This window comes from Mycobacterium sp. SVM_VP21 (assembly GCA_024758765.1).
Taxonomy (GTDB): Bacteria; Actinomycetota; Actinomycetes; order Mycobacteriales; family Mycobacteriaceae; genus Mycobacterium; species Mycobacterium heraklionense_C.
The window spans coordinates 3,666,608-3,684,739 of record CP101406.1 but is presented as its reverse complement, the minus strand read 5'-3'; the positions used below and the strand labels follow the sequence as shown (position 1 = coordinate 3,684,739).

The window sequence follows — 18,132 nt, the reverse complement described above, 5'->3', positions numbered from 1 at the left end:
AGCAACGGCGGGAGGTGCGGACAGCCACGATTGAGTAGATGTTGTCGCACTGACAACCCCTAGAAATACCAAAAGGCCGAGGTTGCGACTCGGCCTTGGTAGCGGCACATGCGCCGCAATTCGAACTAACCCCCATGCGAAGGGACCCTCATGATTTCAACGTATTCGAGCGCGCTTGTCAACGGGCACGAACCCGTGCCGCCCATCCGGCCGCCCGCCGATGGACCCGATCGACTGATCCAGGTCGATCCAGCCACCGCCACAGTCCGGTTCCGAACCACGGATGATTCCGTCGAAACACTCGACTGGGACGACGCCGCGGCAGTCTTGGCCGCACCGCTGGCCCCGTGGCGGACCTTCCGCTGGTGGTACGGCCAGCAGCACTACTCGGGGACCTACTGGTCCAGGACCCAACGCGATCACGTCATCTACGAATCGCGATTGGAGCTCGCACGGCTGATCTACGCCGACTTCGACCAAAACGTCACCTCGATCGTGGCTCAACCGTTCCTGCTGGAAGCCGAGGTCGATGGCCGGTGGCGCCGGCACATCCCCGACTTCCTCTTGCGCACGCCGAACGGTCCGGTGGTCGTCGAGGTCAAGCTGCGACACCGCGTGAGTGCCCCCACGGTCGCCTACACCTTGTCGTGGGCACGCCAACTCATCGAGGACCACGGATGGGATTACGAAGTGTGGAGCGAGCCGCCCCCAGTTGAACTGGCCAACCTGCGTTTTCTGGCCGGCTATCGCGACGAACGCCGAATCAACAAGCAAGTCCTGGAACTGGTCAGGAAGGCGGATCTCGACTGTCTGACCGTCGGGCAAGCGACCGCCGCCCTCCCCGACTTGTCGCGTCCGTTGGTGCGCGCGGCGATCTGCCACCTACTGTGGAACGGAACGTGGGTCACCGATCTCGACGTCCCGCTGCAGGCAACCTCCGTCCTGCGCACGGGGGCACGGTCATGAACGAGCGACTTCGCATCGGCCCAGATAGTCGCCTCTGCTACGAGGGTGAGCTGGTCCAGATCGTGGAGATCCGTACCGGCACCGGAGGCAATGTCGCCACGGTGAAAACCGTTGGGACCGAACAAATCCGCGGCGTATCACTTCGAGAGCTGCTCGCCTACCGCCACAATCATCCGCACGACGAGGCCACCCGAACCGACGGATCACCGAACCCCCGTGATGTCGCTGCAACGGTCCTGGCGATGCTCAACAAAGAAGAACGGAACCGAATCCGGGAACGTGCGGGCCACATCCGGGAGGTCCTCACCGGATATCGCTCCGGGTATGAGGCGACGGCCGAGCCAGGTGAGCCTCGACCGGAATACCACCCCGAGCTGCCACTTACGGCCAGGTATCACGCCAAGGCCGCAGAGCTCGAAGTCGACGCGCGCACTGTTCAGCGCATGGTGGCCGCGTTCTCCGAACACGGCGAGGCAGGCCTGGCTAACGCCAAGACCCTGCGCGTACAGAACGTGCCGGGCGTGGATGTCAGGTGGTGGGAGACCGCCCTGGAGATCATGGTGGAACACACCGATCTCTCGCGCCCGTCACGAACGGCGGTGATCAAACACACCAACGCGCGCGTCATCGCCCGCTTCGGTCCTGACGTCATACCGTTGCCGAGCCGCGCCACCGCTTACCGGACCCTGACCGCGCTGGAGTCAAAACATCCGACATTTCGGTTGAGTACCAAACGCAACCGGGACATCGCCGCGCGTAACCCGGGTGTCCTCGGGAAATTGCGGCCCACCCGTCCCGGCGAATACCTGCTGATGGACACCACCCGACTCGATGTCTTCGCCATGGACCCGATCACGTTGCGCTGGGTCCAGGTCGAGCTCACCGTGGCCATGGATTGGTATACACGCTGCATCACCGGTCTGCGTCTGACACCGGTCTCGACAAAGTCAATCGATGCGGCGACGGTTTTATACCAGACCTATCGGCCGGCGCCGGCACCGACGGCCTGGCCGAAGGAGGCCACGTGGCCCGAACACGGTATACCTCGGTCGGTGCTGCTCGACGTCGCGGCGATTGACCGTGAAGGCGCGCGAGCAGTCGGGCCCGCGATCGTTCCCGAGACGCTTCTGGTGGACCACGGCAAAATCTATGTGTCCGAGCACATGACCAGCGTGTGCCAACGTATGGGTATCTCCATCCAACCTGCACGGCTGCGCACCGGACGTGACAAAGGTCCGGTCGAACGCTTCTTCCGCACCGTCCGGGAAGGCTTGCTGCAGTACCTGCCCGGCTATAAAGGTCCCGACATCCACTCCCGCGGAGTCGCACCCGAAGACGATGCGCACTTCTACATCGACGAACTCGAAGCGATCATCCGCGAATGGATTGCGGTGGTGTATCATCGGCGGCCCCACCGCGGACTGGTGGAACCGGGCCTGCCGGCGCTGGACCTGTCGCCGGCGGTTATGTTCGAACACGGTCTTGCCCGCGCCGGGTATATCGAAGCTCCGCGAGACCGTGATCTTGCCCTCGAGTTTCTCCCCGTTGAAAAGCGCACTATCCAGCACACCGGCATCGAGATCCGGGGCAGGAAGTACAACGGGCCAGCCCTGGATCGTTATCGCGACCAGCGCAGCCCTTACCCCGGCGGGCGGTGGCCGGTTCACTACCACCCTGACGACATCTCCCGCGTCTACTTCCGTGATCCGAGTGAACGAACGTGGTACCCCCTGATGTGGGAGCACGCGGGAGCGCTCACAGCACCTTTCGGCGACGATGCACTGGCCTTCGGCCGCGGGCTGGCGCGACAGAAATTCACCTATCCCAATGACGAGCTCGCGATGGAGCTCCTGCTGGAACGGTGGAACCTCGGACTGGGCAAAACACCAACCGAACGACGCCTGGCGCTGCGCCAATCCCGCGACGACGAACTGCTCTGTGCCGCAACCGATAGCACACAGCAATTGGTGCAGGCCCTGTCATCGGTCCAACCGGCACTGCCGGACCAGACCACTGAGGGAGGCGCGGACGATAGCGGGCGACCCTTGGCTGACGAACCACCTCATGACGAGTGTGGCGACGACGACAGCAGCGACGACCCCGACGAGTTCTACGCCACTGCATGGGAGGACGCATGACTGCCGCGGTGCAGCCGCCGCCACACCCGGCGAACCTGGACAATCTCACGCTGGCGCGCAACGAAGGATTCTTCGCTTTCGCCGAGGCCCCGGTGCTGACCCGTCCCGAACCGCTGACCCGGGCAGGGATCAAGGCACTCGGCGAGGCCGCGCTGATCGACTACAACGCCCAACGACGCACCTGGCACGCCAACCTCGGACCCTTGCGGACACCGCAACTCGCCGAGCTGCACGAACAACTCTGGGACATCGTCGACAGCAACCATCAAACCGGCGACAAACCCAAAAGCGCTGTCGCCATTGACGGATACCCCGGACTGGGGAAGACCACCGCAGCCCTAGCCTTCGCCCGCGACTTCCACCGCCGCGAAATCACCGAACGCGGATCGGCAACGCCAGGAGGGCACCGGCGAATCCCCGTCTGTCGGGTGGGCTTGACCGGCAACACCGGCATGGTCGATTTCAACCGAGCCATGCTCGACTACTTCGGCCACCCCGGCACCCATCGCGGGACCGCCGCGCAGTTGGCCCACCGAGCCCTGGACTGCGTACTGGCCTGCCAAACCCGCCTGTTGATGATCGACGACCTGCACTTCCTGCGCTGGCGCAACACCCAAGGTGTGGAAATCAGCAACCACTTCAAATACATCGCCAACGAATTCCCGGTCACCATCATCTATATCGGCGTTGGGCTGACCAAGCACGGGCTGTTCTCGGAGGGGTCGTCCTACCAGGATGCGATCATCGCCCAAACAGGCAGGCGTACAACAAAGCTCGGGATGGACGCATTCACCATCAAGACCAAGGCAGAGCGCAAACGATGGCGTGATCTCCTGTTGACCCTGGAGCGCCGGATTGTCCTGGCCGACAGTCACCCGGGCATGCTGGCCGATGAGCTCTCCGACTACCTGTATGCCCGATCCACCGGGCATATCGGATCACTGATCACGCTGGTCAACCGGGGCTGCCAACGCGCCGTGCGGACCGGATCCGAACGGCTTACCCGAGACCTACTCGACCGGGTGAAAAACGACGAAGCCTCAGAGAAGGCCCGCCAGGAACTGCAGTCTGCACTGCAAGCCGGCAAGCTCACCACGCGAGTCAGCGTGCGAGCGTCATGACCGACATCCGACGCATCCCCATCAATGTCGATCCGATTGCCGGCGAAGCACTCGACTCCTGGCTGGAAGCACTCGGGCACCGCACCCACACCAGCTGGGGCGATCTCCGCGTAGCGGTCCACCTGACCGAGCCAGCGCTTCACTCGGTGCCCCGCTGGATGATCAGACTGACCCCGAATCAGCAGACCGCCCTGCATGCGGCCACCGCGGTGAACTCGACAGTCCTGTCGGCAATGACGTTGTCGCACTACGACGGCCGAGCGGCAGCGGTGATAAAGACTCCTACCCGCTTGGACACCACCTTCCCTTGGGGGCCGCGGCCCGGCTCGCGCTACTGCCCGCATTGCCTGGCCGAGTCCGGTGGCCGCTGGAAGCTGGCCTGGAGACTTGGATGGACCTTTACCTGCCTCGAACACAGGTGTTTGCTCGCCGACGCCTGCCCTGCCTGCGGTGTCCGCCCCCGAATCCGGCAGTTAGCCGCTGACGGCATCCCACGACCGGGACACTGCGCAGCACCGGCGGACAATCGCACAACCCGGGCCGAACGGTGCGGAGCGGATCTGAGCACCGCTGAAGTCCTCACCTTCGACAACGACGAGCATCGCGTCCTGCGTGCCCAACGCCGAATCAACGACATCATCACCGCAGATGTCGTCACCAGCGGTGTCTATGCCCACGATCCGCAACAACCAGCCAAGGTGCTCGCCGACATACGGGCAATCGCCGTCAAAGCGCTCACTTATGCCAGCCCACCGGAACTCGAACCGATCATCGGCAAGGATCTGCTCACCGCCTACCAGCTGGACCATCCACAACTGCCGACCGCACGGGCGGCGAGTCCCAGGAAGTCACTCGTTGTACAGGCGCCGACGGCTGCGAGCGTAACCGTCGCGGGCGCCCTCACCGCACTACAGGCTCTCGACCAACGAGATGTACAAACCGCAGGCGACTCACTGCGGTGGCTGATCACCGCGATCCGCTCACGCGGCGCCCACTCGTCCACTACGCGCCTGGCGTGGACGGGAGGCATCGCTGGCGCTGCCCAACTTGCAGCACTAGGCCCGAGCCTCAAACCCAGCGAACAACTCCGATTCCGCACCACCAGCAACTGGCCGGCTTTCCCGACCCGAACATTGGGTTGCATCACCGAGGTTGACAAGCTCCCCACCTCACTCTGGCAGAACGTCGCCCTACGGTTGACCGTCCCCGGGAGTCATCTGCGTCAGCTGCGACCGGCGCTCTCGGCCGCAGTATTGCTCATCGACACAAAGACGAAACTGTCGCCGCTGGCCCGCAGCATAAGCAGCCCACTCGACGACCATGGGGTCTCGCGCGCTCTGCAGCTCCTCAACCAACACGCCAACTGGATCGATATCAGCAAGGCCCTGCTGTCCCTGGTTGAACACCTCGCCCAATCAACGGTCCCGATCAACTACTCACGCCGCCGCCGTCTTGACTACCGCGAGTTGCTGCCCGACGACACCTGGCTGCGCATCTGCCGCGAAACCGGCGCCACCAGCCGCGGGCCGGCCCGCGCCCAGGTGGCCCGAGCCTATTTGCAAGAACGCATCTCCAGCATGCCGGTCGGTAGCGAGAACATCAGCCCCGCTCTACGGACCAAAATCGCCGACTTCCCCTACTACCTCACCGCCGAGCTCAGCTACGCGCTCGATCACGTCGCACTGGAATTCCTTGCCGAGCAGGGGGTCCGGGACGAACCAGTACATTTCGAGCCAGACACAGACTTCCTGGAGGGCCTACGTCTGCCGGGCCAGAATCCCGACCACGTCGATCTCGACGCTCTGCACCGCGGCATCCAGCAGGGGCTGTTCCTCGGCCACGCCGCCGAAGATGCCGGCACAGACCTCGACACCGCCCGCTACCTCCTCACCTGCCACCCAACCCCATCGGCCGCCACCGACCTCAACGCCTACCGCCGCGCCAAAGAGGCCTACCCACGCGAGGCCTTCATCGAGCAGTACGCACTCTGCGGGTTGAGCCTTGCCGAGATCGCCGACCAGGCTGGTGTCAGCCGACAGACCATCGCGCGCCTGGCCGCCGACTACCAGATCGAGACACGCAAACCCGGCCGAGCAACCAAGCACACCGTTGACCCCGACTGGCTCTACACCCAATACGTCACCCATCAACGCCCGCTACCCGACCTCGCCCGCGAACGCGGCGTCAGCACGACAACGATGGCTCGATGGGCGAAAACCCATGGTGTACCCCTACGGACACGGGGAGGAGCGGCCAGGAATAAGGCCAAGATCGCCACCTGACTCGGCGCCATTGGCTGCACCGAATGCCGCGTCCTACGCTGCGAGCAGGACAGGAGTAAATCGATGAGCAGCTATACCGACCGTCGCGCGCAGGTTCTGGCTGATCTCACCCCCGAGGATCGGGCCGTTTTCGATGAGGCCTACGCGACCGCCAGCGTGGTAATCGAGTTGGCCGAAACCGCCTACCGTGCACGCGAAGCCGCCGGACTAACTCAAGTCGAACTGGCCCGCAAGATGGGCGTCACCCAGTCAGCGATTACCGCCATCGAATCCGGCGTCCGTACCCCTACGTTCGAGCTGCTCGAACGACTTGCTCGTGCCTGCGGCCAACGACTCACGATCACGATCGACGCGGCCTCAGCGCGGTATCCGGGGACTGCCCCCGGCCAGGTTGACTAGACGAGCCCGCCGCCTCACGGACCGCTTACCGCCAAGTGCATTCGGAAGTCCGTCACCCGTGAACGCCCACTACCGGATCTCGCCCGCGAACGCGGCGTCAGCACCACCACCATGGCCCGATGGGCGAAAACCTACGGAGTACCGTTGCGACCGCGCGGAGGCGCCAGGAATAGCGCACAGGTCGCCACATGACGCCGATGACGCAGGCAAAACGCCACGGGCCTCAGGCGAAACTCCCGGCCCGCTCATTGGCAATCGCATCGAGCACTTCGCGGGTCCGCCGCCGTCGGATGAGATCCGCAGGCCGACGGTCACCAAGGTTGGGGTTCAGCCCGACGAGCCAGCGCTGAGCGTTCTCGATCGAATGCAGCTGCAACAGGTGGGCCATAACGACTTCGAGAAGGTCCACCCGCTCCGCGTTGACCCCATCGATTGCATCGCCGTCCTGCCACCGCGCGACCTGTGCGGCGTCCACCCCAAGTAGCTCCGCGAGACGCCGCGAGCCGAAGTCACGGCTGAGCGCGGTCACCTTCTGCTCCGTGGGTACCGGCATAACCCAACGCTAGCCCGCGTCGTCATTGCGGGCGACCTGGTAGGCATCGCAGGGTACGGCAACCACAGTCGCTCCGTCGCTCGGCAACGACAGCTACCCGCTGGCCCTGTCACCCCCACCGCGGATACTCCACGCCATGCCGACTGGTTCCCCAGGCCGAGGGTCTTGCCGCCGATCCGACGTGATCGAGCAAGGTGGCCTCGGGCGATTGCCTAAGGTCTGTAGACGCAACTATCGACAGCTGAAGGCGCAGGCATGGGTTCCATTCACGAGGTGATCGAGGCGTTCCGCAAGGCGCCGTCGAACTCCGAGCGTGGCACGAAGTTCGAGCAGCTGATGGTGCGCTACTTCGAGTTGGACCCGATGCTGGCCCAGCAGTACGACGCGGTATGGCGCTGGGTCGACTGGCCCGGCCGCGCAGGCAAAGCCGACACCGGGATCGACCTGGTGGCCCGCGAACGCGACACCGGCGATTACACGGCGATTCAGTGCAAGTTCTACGAGCCCACCCACACCCTGGCCAAGGGTGATATCGACTCATTTTTCACCGCATCGGGCAAGACCGCGTTCACCAACCGGGTGATCATCTCCACCACCGACCGGTGGGGCAAGAACGCCGAGGCCGCCTTGGATGATCAGACCAAACCGGTGCAGCGCATCGGGATGGCCGAGATCGCCGAATCGCCGATCGACTGGGACATCGCCTGGCCCGCCGGTGACCTGCACGTTGACCTATCGCCGGCGCTGAAACACCAGCCGCGACCGCATCAGGAACAGGCCATCGACGCGGTGTTCCGCGGGTTCGCCGCCGGCAACGAGCGCGGCAAGTTGATCATGGCCTGCGGCACCGGCAAGACCTTCACCGCACTCAAGATCGCTGAACGCACCGCCACCGACAATGGCGGCGCGGCGCGCATCCTCTTCCTGGTTCCGTCGATCTCCCTGCTGAGCCAGACGCTGCGAGCTTGGACTGCTCAAACCGAGCTGGACTTGCGGGCCTTCGCGGTCTGCTCGGACACCAAGGTCTCGCGCACCGTCGAGGACTACAACGTCCACGACGTACCCATCCCGGTCACCACCGATCCACAGCGCCTTGCCGATGAGATGGCGCACCGCAAGCGTGCCAAGGGTCTGACGGTGGTGTTCTCCACCTACCAGTCCCTGTCGGTGGTGGCGGAGGCGCAGAAGCTCGGGGTCGATGAGTTCGACCTGGTGATCTGCGACGAGGCCCACCGCACCACCGGCGTCACCTTGGCCGGCGATGACGAATCGAACTTCGTGCGCATCCACGACGCCGACTACCTCAAGGCGCAGCGCCGGCTGTACATGACGGCCACACCGCGCATCTTCACCGACGCGGTGAAAGACAAGGCCGCCGCGCATTCGGCCGAGCTGGCGACGATGGACAGCGAAGAAATTTACGGCCCGGAGTTTCACCGGCTGTCGTTCGGCGACGCCGTGGAGCGTGGCCTGCTCACCGACTACAAGGTGCTGGTGCTGACCATCGACGAATCGGTGATCGCACCTGGACTGCAACGCCAACTGTCGGCGATCGACGGGGAGCTGACCCCTGATGACGCCTCCAAACTGGTCGGCTGCTGGAACGGATTGGCCAAACGCGCCGGAACCGGACCCGACGGCAGCGGCTTCGCTCCCGGTGAAGTGCCGATGCGCCGCGCAGTGGCGTTCGCCCGGGACATCAAAAGTTCCAAGCAGGTCGCCGAGATGTTCCCGATCGTGGTCACCCGCTACCAGCAACTGCTTGATGAGCACGAAAACGATGGCCAACACGTCGAGGCCACCAACCGCGGCTTGACCTGCGCGGTGCACCACGTCGACGGCACCTTCAACGCCCTCCAACGCAACGCCGAGCTGACGTGGCTGAAGGGCGTTGTCGCCGAAGACGAATGCCGCATCCTCACCAACGCCCGCTGCCTGTCCGAAGGCGTCGATGTTCCTGCGTTGGACGCGGTGCTGTTTCTGCACCCGCGCAATTCGGTCGTGGACGTGGTGCAGTCAGTCGGGCGGGTGATGCGCAAAGCCGACAACAAGGACTACGGCTACGTGATCCTGCCCGTCGCGGTCCCCCAAGGAGTCGAACCGTCGACCGCACTCGGCGACAACCAGCGGTTCAAGGTGGTCTGGCAGGTCCTCAACGCGCTGCGGTCGCACGATGAACGCTTCGATGCGATGGTCAACTCGATTGCCCTCAACAATGACACCGACAAGAAGGGCGGTGTTGGGACCAACAAGCTGCTCGGCGGCCACATCGGCCCCATTCTCGACCACATCAGCGACCAGGACGACCTGGACGCCGATCGTGCACAGCAGATGGCCCTGTTCTCGCTATCGGCGTGGCAGGAGGCGATCTATGCCCGCATCGTCGACAAGGTCGGCACCCGCACCTACTGGGAGCAGTGGGCCGCTGACGTCGCCGACATCGCCTCAGCTCTGGTCACCCGGATCACCGCGATCCTCGACGGCGCGGACGGGGCGGCCACCGAAGCGTTCGGCCACTTCCTGCAGGGCCTGCGGGACAACCTCAACGACTCCATCACCGAAGCCGACGCGGTGAGCATGCTCGCCCAGCATCTGATCACCAAGCCGGTATTCGATGCCCTATTCGCCGGCCACGACTTCGCTTCGCACAACCCGGTGTCGCGCACCATGCAGAAGATGGTCGACACGCTCGGCGGCACCGGACTGGAAGCCGAAACCGCCCGACTCGAAGGGTTCTACGAATCGGTGCGCCGTCGCGCAGCCGAAGTGAGCAGCGCCGAAGGCAAGCAGGCGATCATTGCCGAGCTTTACGAGAAGTTCTTCCGCATCGGTTTCAAGAAGCAGGCCGAAGCGTTGGGCATCGTCTACACCCCCACCGAGATAGTTGACTTCATCCTCCGCGCGACCGACATCGTGTCTCGCCAGCACTTCGGCCGCGGCCTGACCGATGAGGGCGTGCACATCCTCGACGGGTTCACCGGCACCGGCACCTTCGTCACCCGCCTGCTGCAATCGGAGCTGATCACCGCGCAGGACCTAAAGCGCAAATACTCAACCGAGCTGCACGCCAACGAGATCATGCTGCTGGCCTACTACATCGCCGCGGTCAACATCGAGACCACCTACCACGCCCTGGCGGGCAAAACCGCCGACACTGACGACTACGAGCCGTTCCCCGGCATCGTGCTGGCCGACACCTTCCAGATCAGCGAAGCTGATGACTCGATGGACTCGCTGATGTTCCCGCACAACAACGCCCGCATCGAAGCCCAGCTGGCGACACCCATCAACGTGATCGTCGGGAATCCGCCGTACTCCGTGGGGCAGACCAGCGCCAATGACCTGAACGCCAACGTGAAATACCCCACGCTGGACGGGCGGATCGAAGACACCTACGCGAAGCGGTCGACCGCGACCAACAAGAACAGCCTCTACGACTCCTACATCCGGGCTTTCCGCTGGGCAACTGACCGTATCGGGGATGCAGGCGTTGTCGGGTTCGTATCCAACGGCGGCTGGATCGACGGCAACACCGCCGACGGGATCCGGCTATCCCTGGCCGACGACTACTCGGCGGTCTACGTCTACAACCTGCGAGGGAACCAGCGCACCGCGGGTGAGTTGTCTCGTAAGGAGGGCGGCAAGGTCTTCGGCGCGGGCAGCCGCAACACCGTCGCCGTCTTCGTCGGGGTCAAAGGCGCCGACCGCAGCGGGCCGTGCGACGTCTTCTACCACGACATTGGTGACTACCTCAGCCGCGAGGACAAGCTGCGGATCGTAGATGAGACCCAATTCGACGCCGTGGATTGGAAGACCATCACCCCGAACGAACACGGCGACTGGGTGAATCAGCGCGATGACGCCTACGGCTCATGGCCTGTGATCGGGGATAAGAAGCCTGCTCCAGGATCCGTCACTATCTTCACCACGCTCTCGCGCGGACTGGAGACGGCGCGGGATGCTTGGGTGTACAACTACTCCCGCCAGGAACTTAAAGCCAACGTCTCACGCCTGGTCACCAACTACAACGATCAGCTCGAACCCTTTGACAGCTACTGCCAAGCCCAAGGTGTAACCCGCCGTGACGAGAAAGCCGTCACCGCATACCTAGCTCAGAACCCACACGCAGCGGACGAGACGCGCATCAAGTGGTCGGCAACCCTCAAACAACACCTCGCTCGCGGGACGGTGAGTGCGTACTCAGGCGAGGAGGTGCGGCGAGGTTGTTATCGCCCGTTCGACGTTGAACACGTCTACTTCGGCCCCATGCTCAACCATCGGCGTGGCGAGCTGGCACAGATGTTTCCGACGCCACACCACAAGAACATCGGCTTCCTCGTGCTTGCACCGCGTGACGGCACGCAGTTCGCGACCCTCGCGACAGACCTGCTACCTGACCTATCGTTCTTCACGTACACGGCGCAGTTCTTCCCTCGATGGACCTACAAGAAGGTCGAATCCACGGACGGTGAACTGGCGCTCCACAACAGCAGTGGCGACGTCGACGAGTACGGCTACCGCCGCGTCGACAACATCACCGACGGCATCCTGGCTCTCTACCGCGAGGCCATCGGCGACCAGGTGACCAAGGACGACATCTTCTACTACGTCTACGGCCTGCTGCACGATCCGGCCTACCGGACGGCGTACGCCGCGGACCTGAAGAAGATGCTGCCGCACATCCCGACCCCAGAGACCCGGGAGCGGTTCGGCCAGTTGGCCGACGCCGGCCGCCGGCTGGCCGAGCTGCACGTCGGCTACGAGTCGGTCGAGCCGTATCCGCTTGAGGTGCAACTCAAGCCCGGCGGTGATCCGTCAAGCCGTGAGACGTGGCGGGTGACGAAGATGAAGTGGGCCAAGAAGAAAGACCCCGAGACCGGTAAGAACGTCGACAACGTCACGACCCTGCTCTACAACGGCAAGGTCACCATCACCGGCATCCCGGAAGAAGCCGAGCGCTACATGCTCGGCTCACGTTCGGCGCTGGCATGGATCATCGACCGGTATCAGGTGAAGACCGACAAGGCGTCGGGAATAGTCAACGACCCCAACGACTGGTGCGACGAACACGACGACCCGACGTACATCATCGAGTTGATTAAGCGGGTTACAACTGTCAGCGTGGAGACCATGAAAACCGTTGATAGCTTGTAGCCAACTGCAACCTCCAACCTGCCGTAGGAGGTTTCGACTGGCGGCTGTTTGGACCGTGGATGTCGCCGGGGTCTGCTGCACGGATTGGTGACATCTTCACCTGATTGTGCAGCGGAGCCCCGTTCCTGCAGCCCGGGGGAACTCCGTGCCGCGTGCGATCAGTCGGCACTAGCGACAGACTGTAGGTGGATAGAGGTGCCAAGCGCCGTCAGCGAGGAACGTAGACACATGACCCACAATGAAACGAACATCTCAGAAAGTGGGCCATTATGGCCCGATATCACCGAACTGTTCCAGGGGCCCGAAGATCGGGCATGGGCTGCCGACCGAGACCGCTTAGTGCACGACGTGGGTGACCCGTGGAGCAGACATGATGGCAAACCCAACGGCCCCGACGACAGGTGAATACCGGTCGGAATGACGCCGTTGCTCAGGTCTAAGTTTCGGCGGGTCGTCGAGGGCTGCCGGCGCGATGCGCCCGAGAGGGCCGACGGAGTGGCATATTTGGTCATTATCGGCGCGGAGGACGACCCGGCCGGGGCGCACTGCAGGCACCAGACGATCGAGTAGGAGTCTCGTGGGCGTCAGAGTCGAAGCCTGTCCAACATGGCGCTGCTCGGACTCTTTTGCGTCCGCCAGGGCTGAGGATAGGAGTCGGGATGGCGCAGCACCCGTGCGTATTGTGCCTTCAAACTCGCCAGCAGCATCGGGCGAAGATCGCCGTCATCCGGCGCCACCGACAAAGCGCATAGAAGAACTTCAACGGCGGTGTCGTAGTCATCGTATTTGATCGCGGAATAAACCGTCCGAGACTTCCAGATCAACGGTGGCCATCCCTCTGCTGTGCCCGAATAAGCTTTCGAACCCGCAGGAGACGCGATGGGTTTCGCTTCCGCCACCAGTTCCTCCGGCAAACCGGCATACCGAGGGGGTTGCATCATCTCGACTTCGGAATCGCCTGCAATCCAACAAAGCTCAGACCCCGAGGTAAGTACGCCACGCATGTCGCACTCAGCGAAGACGTCGTCGCTCGGTTCGAGGCCCGTCCATGCCGTAACAGTTGTACCCAATAGCTCTGATTCTTTGATGTCCGTGTTCTCACTGGTCGGGAGGAGGTTGACGTGCAGCAGCTTTACGCGGGAGAAAGCGGGGGTCCGGTCCAGTCGCAACGGGGTCTCCTTGAAATGAACTTCATGGCAGGCAGAGCCAACGAACGGCGACGCTAGCAGGAGGCGCAGACCGAACCCCAACTGGCCGCACCGTCAACACATGCTCAGTGTGATCGCCGACTACCTGCGGAACCGGTACCTCATCAGCGCATTCTCGGGCTGGCCGAGGAGATGACGACACGAGGTGAGACAACCAGCATCGCCGCAGTTCAGCGCATCGTCGTATGACACGGAGCCGGCAACCCTACACTAGTATTACCCCGGCATTGCTCGTAGCCTTGTTCGCGGTGGGCGTCGATAAGTTGTTGGCATGTCGGCAGATAACGACGTCGCCCCGGCGGTGAAGTCCCGGCCGACCAGGTCATCATGCGCCGGCGGACCTACAGGGGTACGGACCCTCCCTGCCGAGGGCACCTATCAGAGTTTTGATTCGCAGGAGCGAAATTAGGCCGCCGAGAAATATGATGGCCAGCAAGAAGTGCGTCGTAGCACCGAAAATGAATGCAGGGCTGCACTTTGGAACAGTCGCTAGCGAAGCTAGGGCTACAGCGATCGACGCTAGGCCGATGGCAAAGAAGGCCGCTAGGTTCGCGGCGGCGAGGCACCGGGGTTGTCTGGAAACGCGCGAAACTCGATCGCCGGCGTCTGAGCCGAGCTGGTTCTTTTGCGGATCGGAAAGTCTTTCTTCGCCGTGTAGTAGTTTCTGCTCCAGAATGCGGATGGAATTCACCCTCACGGATGCCAGCACCAAAAGCTGCACCTGGTAACACAATAAACCCCAGAGCGGGATTCCGATGAATGCCAGTGCCCACGCGTTTTTGATAAAGTTTGAGCCGAGCGCAGCGAACACGAGAGCTCCGTACGTGGTGATCACGTAGAGGAGATTCATGTTGGCTTGGTAGATGGCGGAGCCATCAGCGCGGTCCGCCAGATAGATCGTCGAGATCGGGTCGTCGGCCATTGTGTGGAGCGTTAGCCTCTCTGGCAGCGATCGCCGCCACCGGAAACGTTCTGAAAAATTTTCTGCGCCAGCCCACCTGGCGATGAGGGTACTGCAATGTTGCGGTCGCGCCAGGGATGCGCTCGATATCACCGCACAAGTTCTTGCCAGTCGTCCTCGACATACTCAAGGAGATGCGGGTCTGGTTTGGTCGTCGACACGACGCCGGACACGAGCCGCTCGACAGCGCCGACACCGCGGACGCCCAACACGATTGGTTATTACCGGTGGCCACTGCTGTACGAGGGTTGCCGTAACGGGCGTGGGTTTCCCGCGACTGCGTGGTTCTCGCCAGGGATCCGTGTTGCCGTGCGAGATCGACAGTTTCTTCTTAGCCAGCCGTTGCACTCGCTCCCTCTGGACTCACCCGTCGAATAAGGTGCTGTCGCCCGGCCGGCTCCAGCGGTGATCCGCCGCCTAACTTGGTGAAGGCCGCGAAGGCGTCGTAGCGATAGCGGCTGTCGGCGTTGCGCAAATGCCGTAGGTTGCGTCCAGCAGAGTGGTGTACGAGTCGGACCTGATCAGCGGGACCGGCGTGTCGTTGCCGAATGATTGAAGGTCATCGCGTGATTCTTCGAGAGACCCGTCAAAGTACCAGAGGTTGCATACATCAGCGTGGGCGCCAGGCACCCGTCCCTCATCCAGCAGCACCAACCGACCGCGACAACGCAACGCCCCCACCCAGGGTCGACGACCCACTACGGACGCACACCCTCTTGACTCGACCTACAGCCAGCTAACCGCCGAGATAAGTCGACTCCAGCACCAGATCGTGCAGCAGGCTCTGATACTCCACGTGGGTGCGGTGCTCGGTGGTGTCCCACCGCGAACCCTGCTGGGCCTGCATGTACTCGCGGTACCGCGGCGCTCCCGGGACCTTCACGTTGTCTGCCACCACCACCGCCCCCGGATGCAGCCAGCCCCGGTCGAGGATGGCCTGCAAGTCGGGCAGGTAGGCGTCCTTGTCGTGGTCGATGAACAGGAAGTCCAGCCCGCCGGCGGCGAAGCCGTGCTTAGCGGTCAAGGTGTCCAGCGTGCGCCCGCCGTCACCGACGGTGCCCACCACACAGGTCACCCGGTCGGCCACCCCGGCGTGCGCCCAGATCCGCCGGGCGTTGGCGGCGTTGGCCTCGGCCAGCTCGATCGAGTAGATCCGTGCCGACGGTGCGGCGCGCGCGATGCGCAGCGCGCTATAGCCGCAGTAGGTGCCCAGCTCCAGCGCCAGCGCCGGATTGACCCGCTGTACCGCGGCGTCCAGCAGCAGGCCCTTCTCGTCGCCGATATTGATCAGCAAAGACTTCTCGTAGGCGAACTCGTCGATGCGGGCGAGCACGTCGTCGATGTCGCCGGCCCGGGCGTTGGCCAGCACGAAGTCGACCGCTGCGGCCTCGCGGCCGTCGCCGATCTGGCCTGTCGTGACGATGTTGCGCGCACCGGTGGCAATCCGCAGGAACGACCACCGCAGGAAGGGGAGACGTCGTTTGAGGCTCATGGATGCGATCCTATGGCCGGCGGTGCCGCAATCACTGGTCATGTGGCTAATACAAGAGCCGGTCACCTATTAGACTTCTGCGGATGTCCGCCACCACAGCGCCGGTTCGGCCATGAGCGACGACGACACTCCCGACGTCGGCTTGACCGGGCGTCCGCCGCGGAATATCCCCGAGCCGCAGCCCCGTTCGACGCACGGGCCGGCCAAGGTCATTGCGATGTGCAACCAGAAGGGCGGCGTCGGCAAGACCACCTCCACCATCAACCTCGGTGCCGCGTTGGCCGAGTACGGCCGCCGGGTGTTGCTGGTCGACCTCGATCCGCAGGGTGCGCTGTCGGCGGGCCTCGGGGTGCCGCACTACGACCTGGCGCACACCGTGCACAACCTGCTGGTCGAACCACGGGTCGGCATCGACGACGTGGTGGTGCACACCTCGGTGGAGAACCTGGACCTGGTGCCCTCCAACATCGACCTGTCCGCGGCCGAGATCCAGCTGGTCAACGAGGTGGGTCGGGAGCATTCCCTGGCGCGGGCGCTGACCCCGGTGCTGGACCGCTACGACTACCTGCTGATCGACTGCCAACCGTCGCTGGGGCTGCTCACCGTCAACGGTCTGGCCTGCGCCGACGGCGTGGTGATCCCCACCGAATGCGAGTACTTCTCGCTGCGTGGCCTGGCGCTGCTGACCGACACCGTCGACAAGGTCCGCGACCGGCTCAACCCGAAGCTGGAGATCAGCGGCATTCTGCTGACCCGTTACGACCCGCGCACGGTCAACTCCCGCGAGGTGATGTCGCGGGTGGTGGAGCGTTTCGGCGACCTGGTGTTCGACACCGTCATCACCCGTACCGTGCGCTTCCCGGAGACCACCGTGGCCGGCGAGCCCATTACCACTTGGGCCCCGAAGTCCGGCGGCGCGCAGGCCTATCGTGCGTTGGCCCGCGAAGTCATTGACCGATTCGGCGCGTGAACGCCGACACTGAGACGGCCGACGCCCCCGCCGATTCGCAGGATTCATGCGGCGGTCCCAGCGTCGGCTCTCCTCCGTCGAGCCTCGCTGAACCGCCGGGCTTCCAAGTCCGGCTGACCAACTTCGAGGGTCCGTTCGACCTGCTGCTGCAGCTGATCTTCGCGCACCGGCTCGACGTCACCGAGGTGGCGCTGCACCAGGTCACCGATGACTTCATCGCCTACACCCGCGACGTCGGTGCGCAGCTGGAGCTCGAAGAGACCACCGCCTTTCTGGTGATCGCTGCGACGCTGCTCGACCTCAAGGCGGCCCGGCTGCTGCCGGCCGGTCAGGTCGACGACGAAGAAGACCTGGCGCTGCTCGAAGTTCGCGACCTGCTGTTTGCGCGGCTGCTGCAATACCGGGCGTTCAAGCACGTCGCGCAGATGTTCGCCGAGCTGGAAGCCGCCGCGCTGTGCAGCTACCCGCGTGCGGTGTCGTTGGAAGACAACTTCGCCAACCTGCTTCCCGAAGTGATGATCGGTGTCGACGCCGACTCGTTCGCCCAGATTGCGGCGGCCGCGTTCACCCCGCGTCCGGTCCCGGTGGTGGGCCTCGAACACCTCCATCAGGTGATGGTGTCGGTGCCCGAGCAGGCCGGTGTGGTGTTGCGGCTCTTGGAGGCCCGCGGCACGGGGCAGTGGGCGTCGTTCTCCGAACTGGTCGCCGACTGCTCGATGCCGATCGAGATCGTCGGCCGCTTCCTGGCGCTGCTCGAACTGTATCGGGCCCGGGCGGTAGCATTTGAGCAGTCAGAACCACTTGGTGTGCTCCAGGTGTCGTGGACGGGGGAACGTCCCACCAATGAAGACCTGGTGAAAGCAGAATCGGCCGAGTAGTGCGAGACGA

The 18,132-nt window shown here is 63.7% G+C and carries 12 protein-coding genes; 8 read left to right on the top strand and 4 right to left on the bottom strand.

What is annotated here, in order from left to right:
• Positions 1-150: 150 nt before the first annotated feature.
• The 5 genes from NM962_17215 (at position 151) to NM962_17195 (ending at position 6,906) form a co-directional block, all read left to right on the top strand.
• Entirely contained in the window at positions 151-966 is an 816-nt protein-coding gene (locus tag NM962_17215) for a TnsA-like heteromeric transposase endonuclease subunit (protein UVO11664.1), read from the top strand.
• On the top strand, positions 963-3,104 hold the full coding sequence (locus NM962_17210; protein UVO11663.1) for a Mu transposase C-terminal domain-containing protein: 2,142 nt from the start codon (positions 963-965) through the stop codon (positions 3,102-3,104). Before NM962_17215 ends, NM962_17210 begins: the two co-directional genes overlap by 4 nt.
• On the top strand, positions 3,101-4,225 hold the full coding sequence (locus NM962_17205) for a TniB family NTP-binding protein (protein ID UVO11662.1): 1,125 nt from the start codon (positions 3,101-3,103) through the stop codon (positions 4,223-4,225). The genes NM962_17210 and NM962_17205 overlap by 4 nt, the downstream gene beginning before the upstream one ends.
• Positions 4,222-6,507, top strand: coding sequence for a TniQ family protein (locus tag NM962_17200; GenBank protein ID UVO11661.1), 2,286 nt, complete (start codon positions 4,222-4,224; stop codon positions 6,505-6,507). The genes NM962_17205 and NM962_17200 overlap by 4 nt, the downstream gene beginning before the upstream one ends.
• A gap of 63 nt (positions 6,508-6,570) precedes the next feature.
• A complete protein-coding gene (locus tag NM962_17195) occupies positions 6,571-6,906 on the top strand; it encodes a helix-turn-helix domain-containing protein (GenBank protein UVO11660.1) in 336 nt (111 codons plus the stop codon).
• A 223-nt stretch (positions 6,907-7,129) separates the two neighbouring features.
• Here NM962_17195 and NM962_17190 read toward each other — a convergent pair whose 3' ends face one another.
• Entirely contained in the window at positions 7,130-7,435 is a 306-nt protein-coding gene (locus tag NM962_17190) for an MbcA/ParS/Xre antitoxin family protein (protein ID UVO11659.1), read from the bottom strand.
• A gap of 279 nt (positions 7,436-7,714) precedes the next feature.
• Here NM962_17190 and NM962_17185 point away from each other — a divergent pair, with 279 nt between their 5' ends.
• The gene (locus NM962_17185; protein ID UVO11658.1) at positions 7,715-12,613 is read left to right on the top strand and encodes a DEAD/DEAH box helicase; all 4,899 of its coding nucleotides are present in this window, start codon (positions 7,715-7,717) and stop codon (positions 12,611-12,613) included.
• A 584-nt stretch (positions 12,614-13,197) separates the two neighbouring features.
• Here the strand turns inward: NM962_17185 and NM962_17180 are convergent.
• From NM962_17180 to NM962_17170, 3 genes are all read right to left on the bottom strand, one after another.
• Complete coding sequence (locus tag NM962_17180; protein ID UVO11657.1) at positions 13,198-13,782, bottom strand: hypothetical protein; 585 nt, start codon at positions 13,780-13,782, stop codon at positions 13,198-13,200.
• 364 nt (positions 13,783-14,146) lie between these two features.
• Positions 14,147-14,743 carry a hypothetical protein gene (locus tag NM962_17175; GenBank protein ID UVO11656.1) on the bottom strand — a complete coding sequence of 199 codons (597 nt, stop codon included), beginning with the start codon at positions 14,741-14,743 and terminating at the stop codon, positions 14,147-14,149.
• Positions 14,744-15,518: 775 nt separating this feature from the next.
• A complete protein-coding gene (locus tag NM962_17170; protein ID UVO11655.1) occupies positions 15,519-16,274 on the bottom strand; it encodes an O-methyltransferase in 756 nt (251 codons plus the stop codon).
• A 112-nt stretch (positions 16,275-16,386) separates the two neighbouring features.
• On the opposite strand from NM962_17170, the gene NM962_17165 reads away from it, so the two are divergent.
• Both NM962_17165 and NM962_17160 read left to right on the top strand, forming a co-directional pair.
• On the top strand, positions 16,387-17,244 hold the full coding sequence (locus tag NM962_17165) for a ParA family protein (protein UVO11654.1): 858 nt from the start codon (positions 16,387-16,389) through the stop codon (positions 17,242-17,244).
• Positions 17,245-17,357: 113 nt separating this feature from the next.
• Positions 17,358-18,122, top strand: a complete 765-nt coding sequence (locus NM962_17160; protein ID UVO14798.1) for a segregation/condensation protein A — start codon at positions 17,358-17,360, stop codon at positions 18,120-18,122.
• Positions 18,123-18,132: the final 10 nt, after the last annotated feature.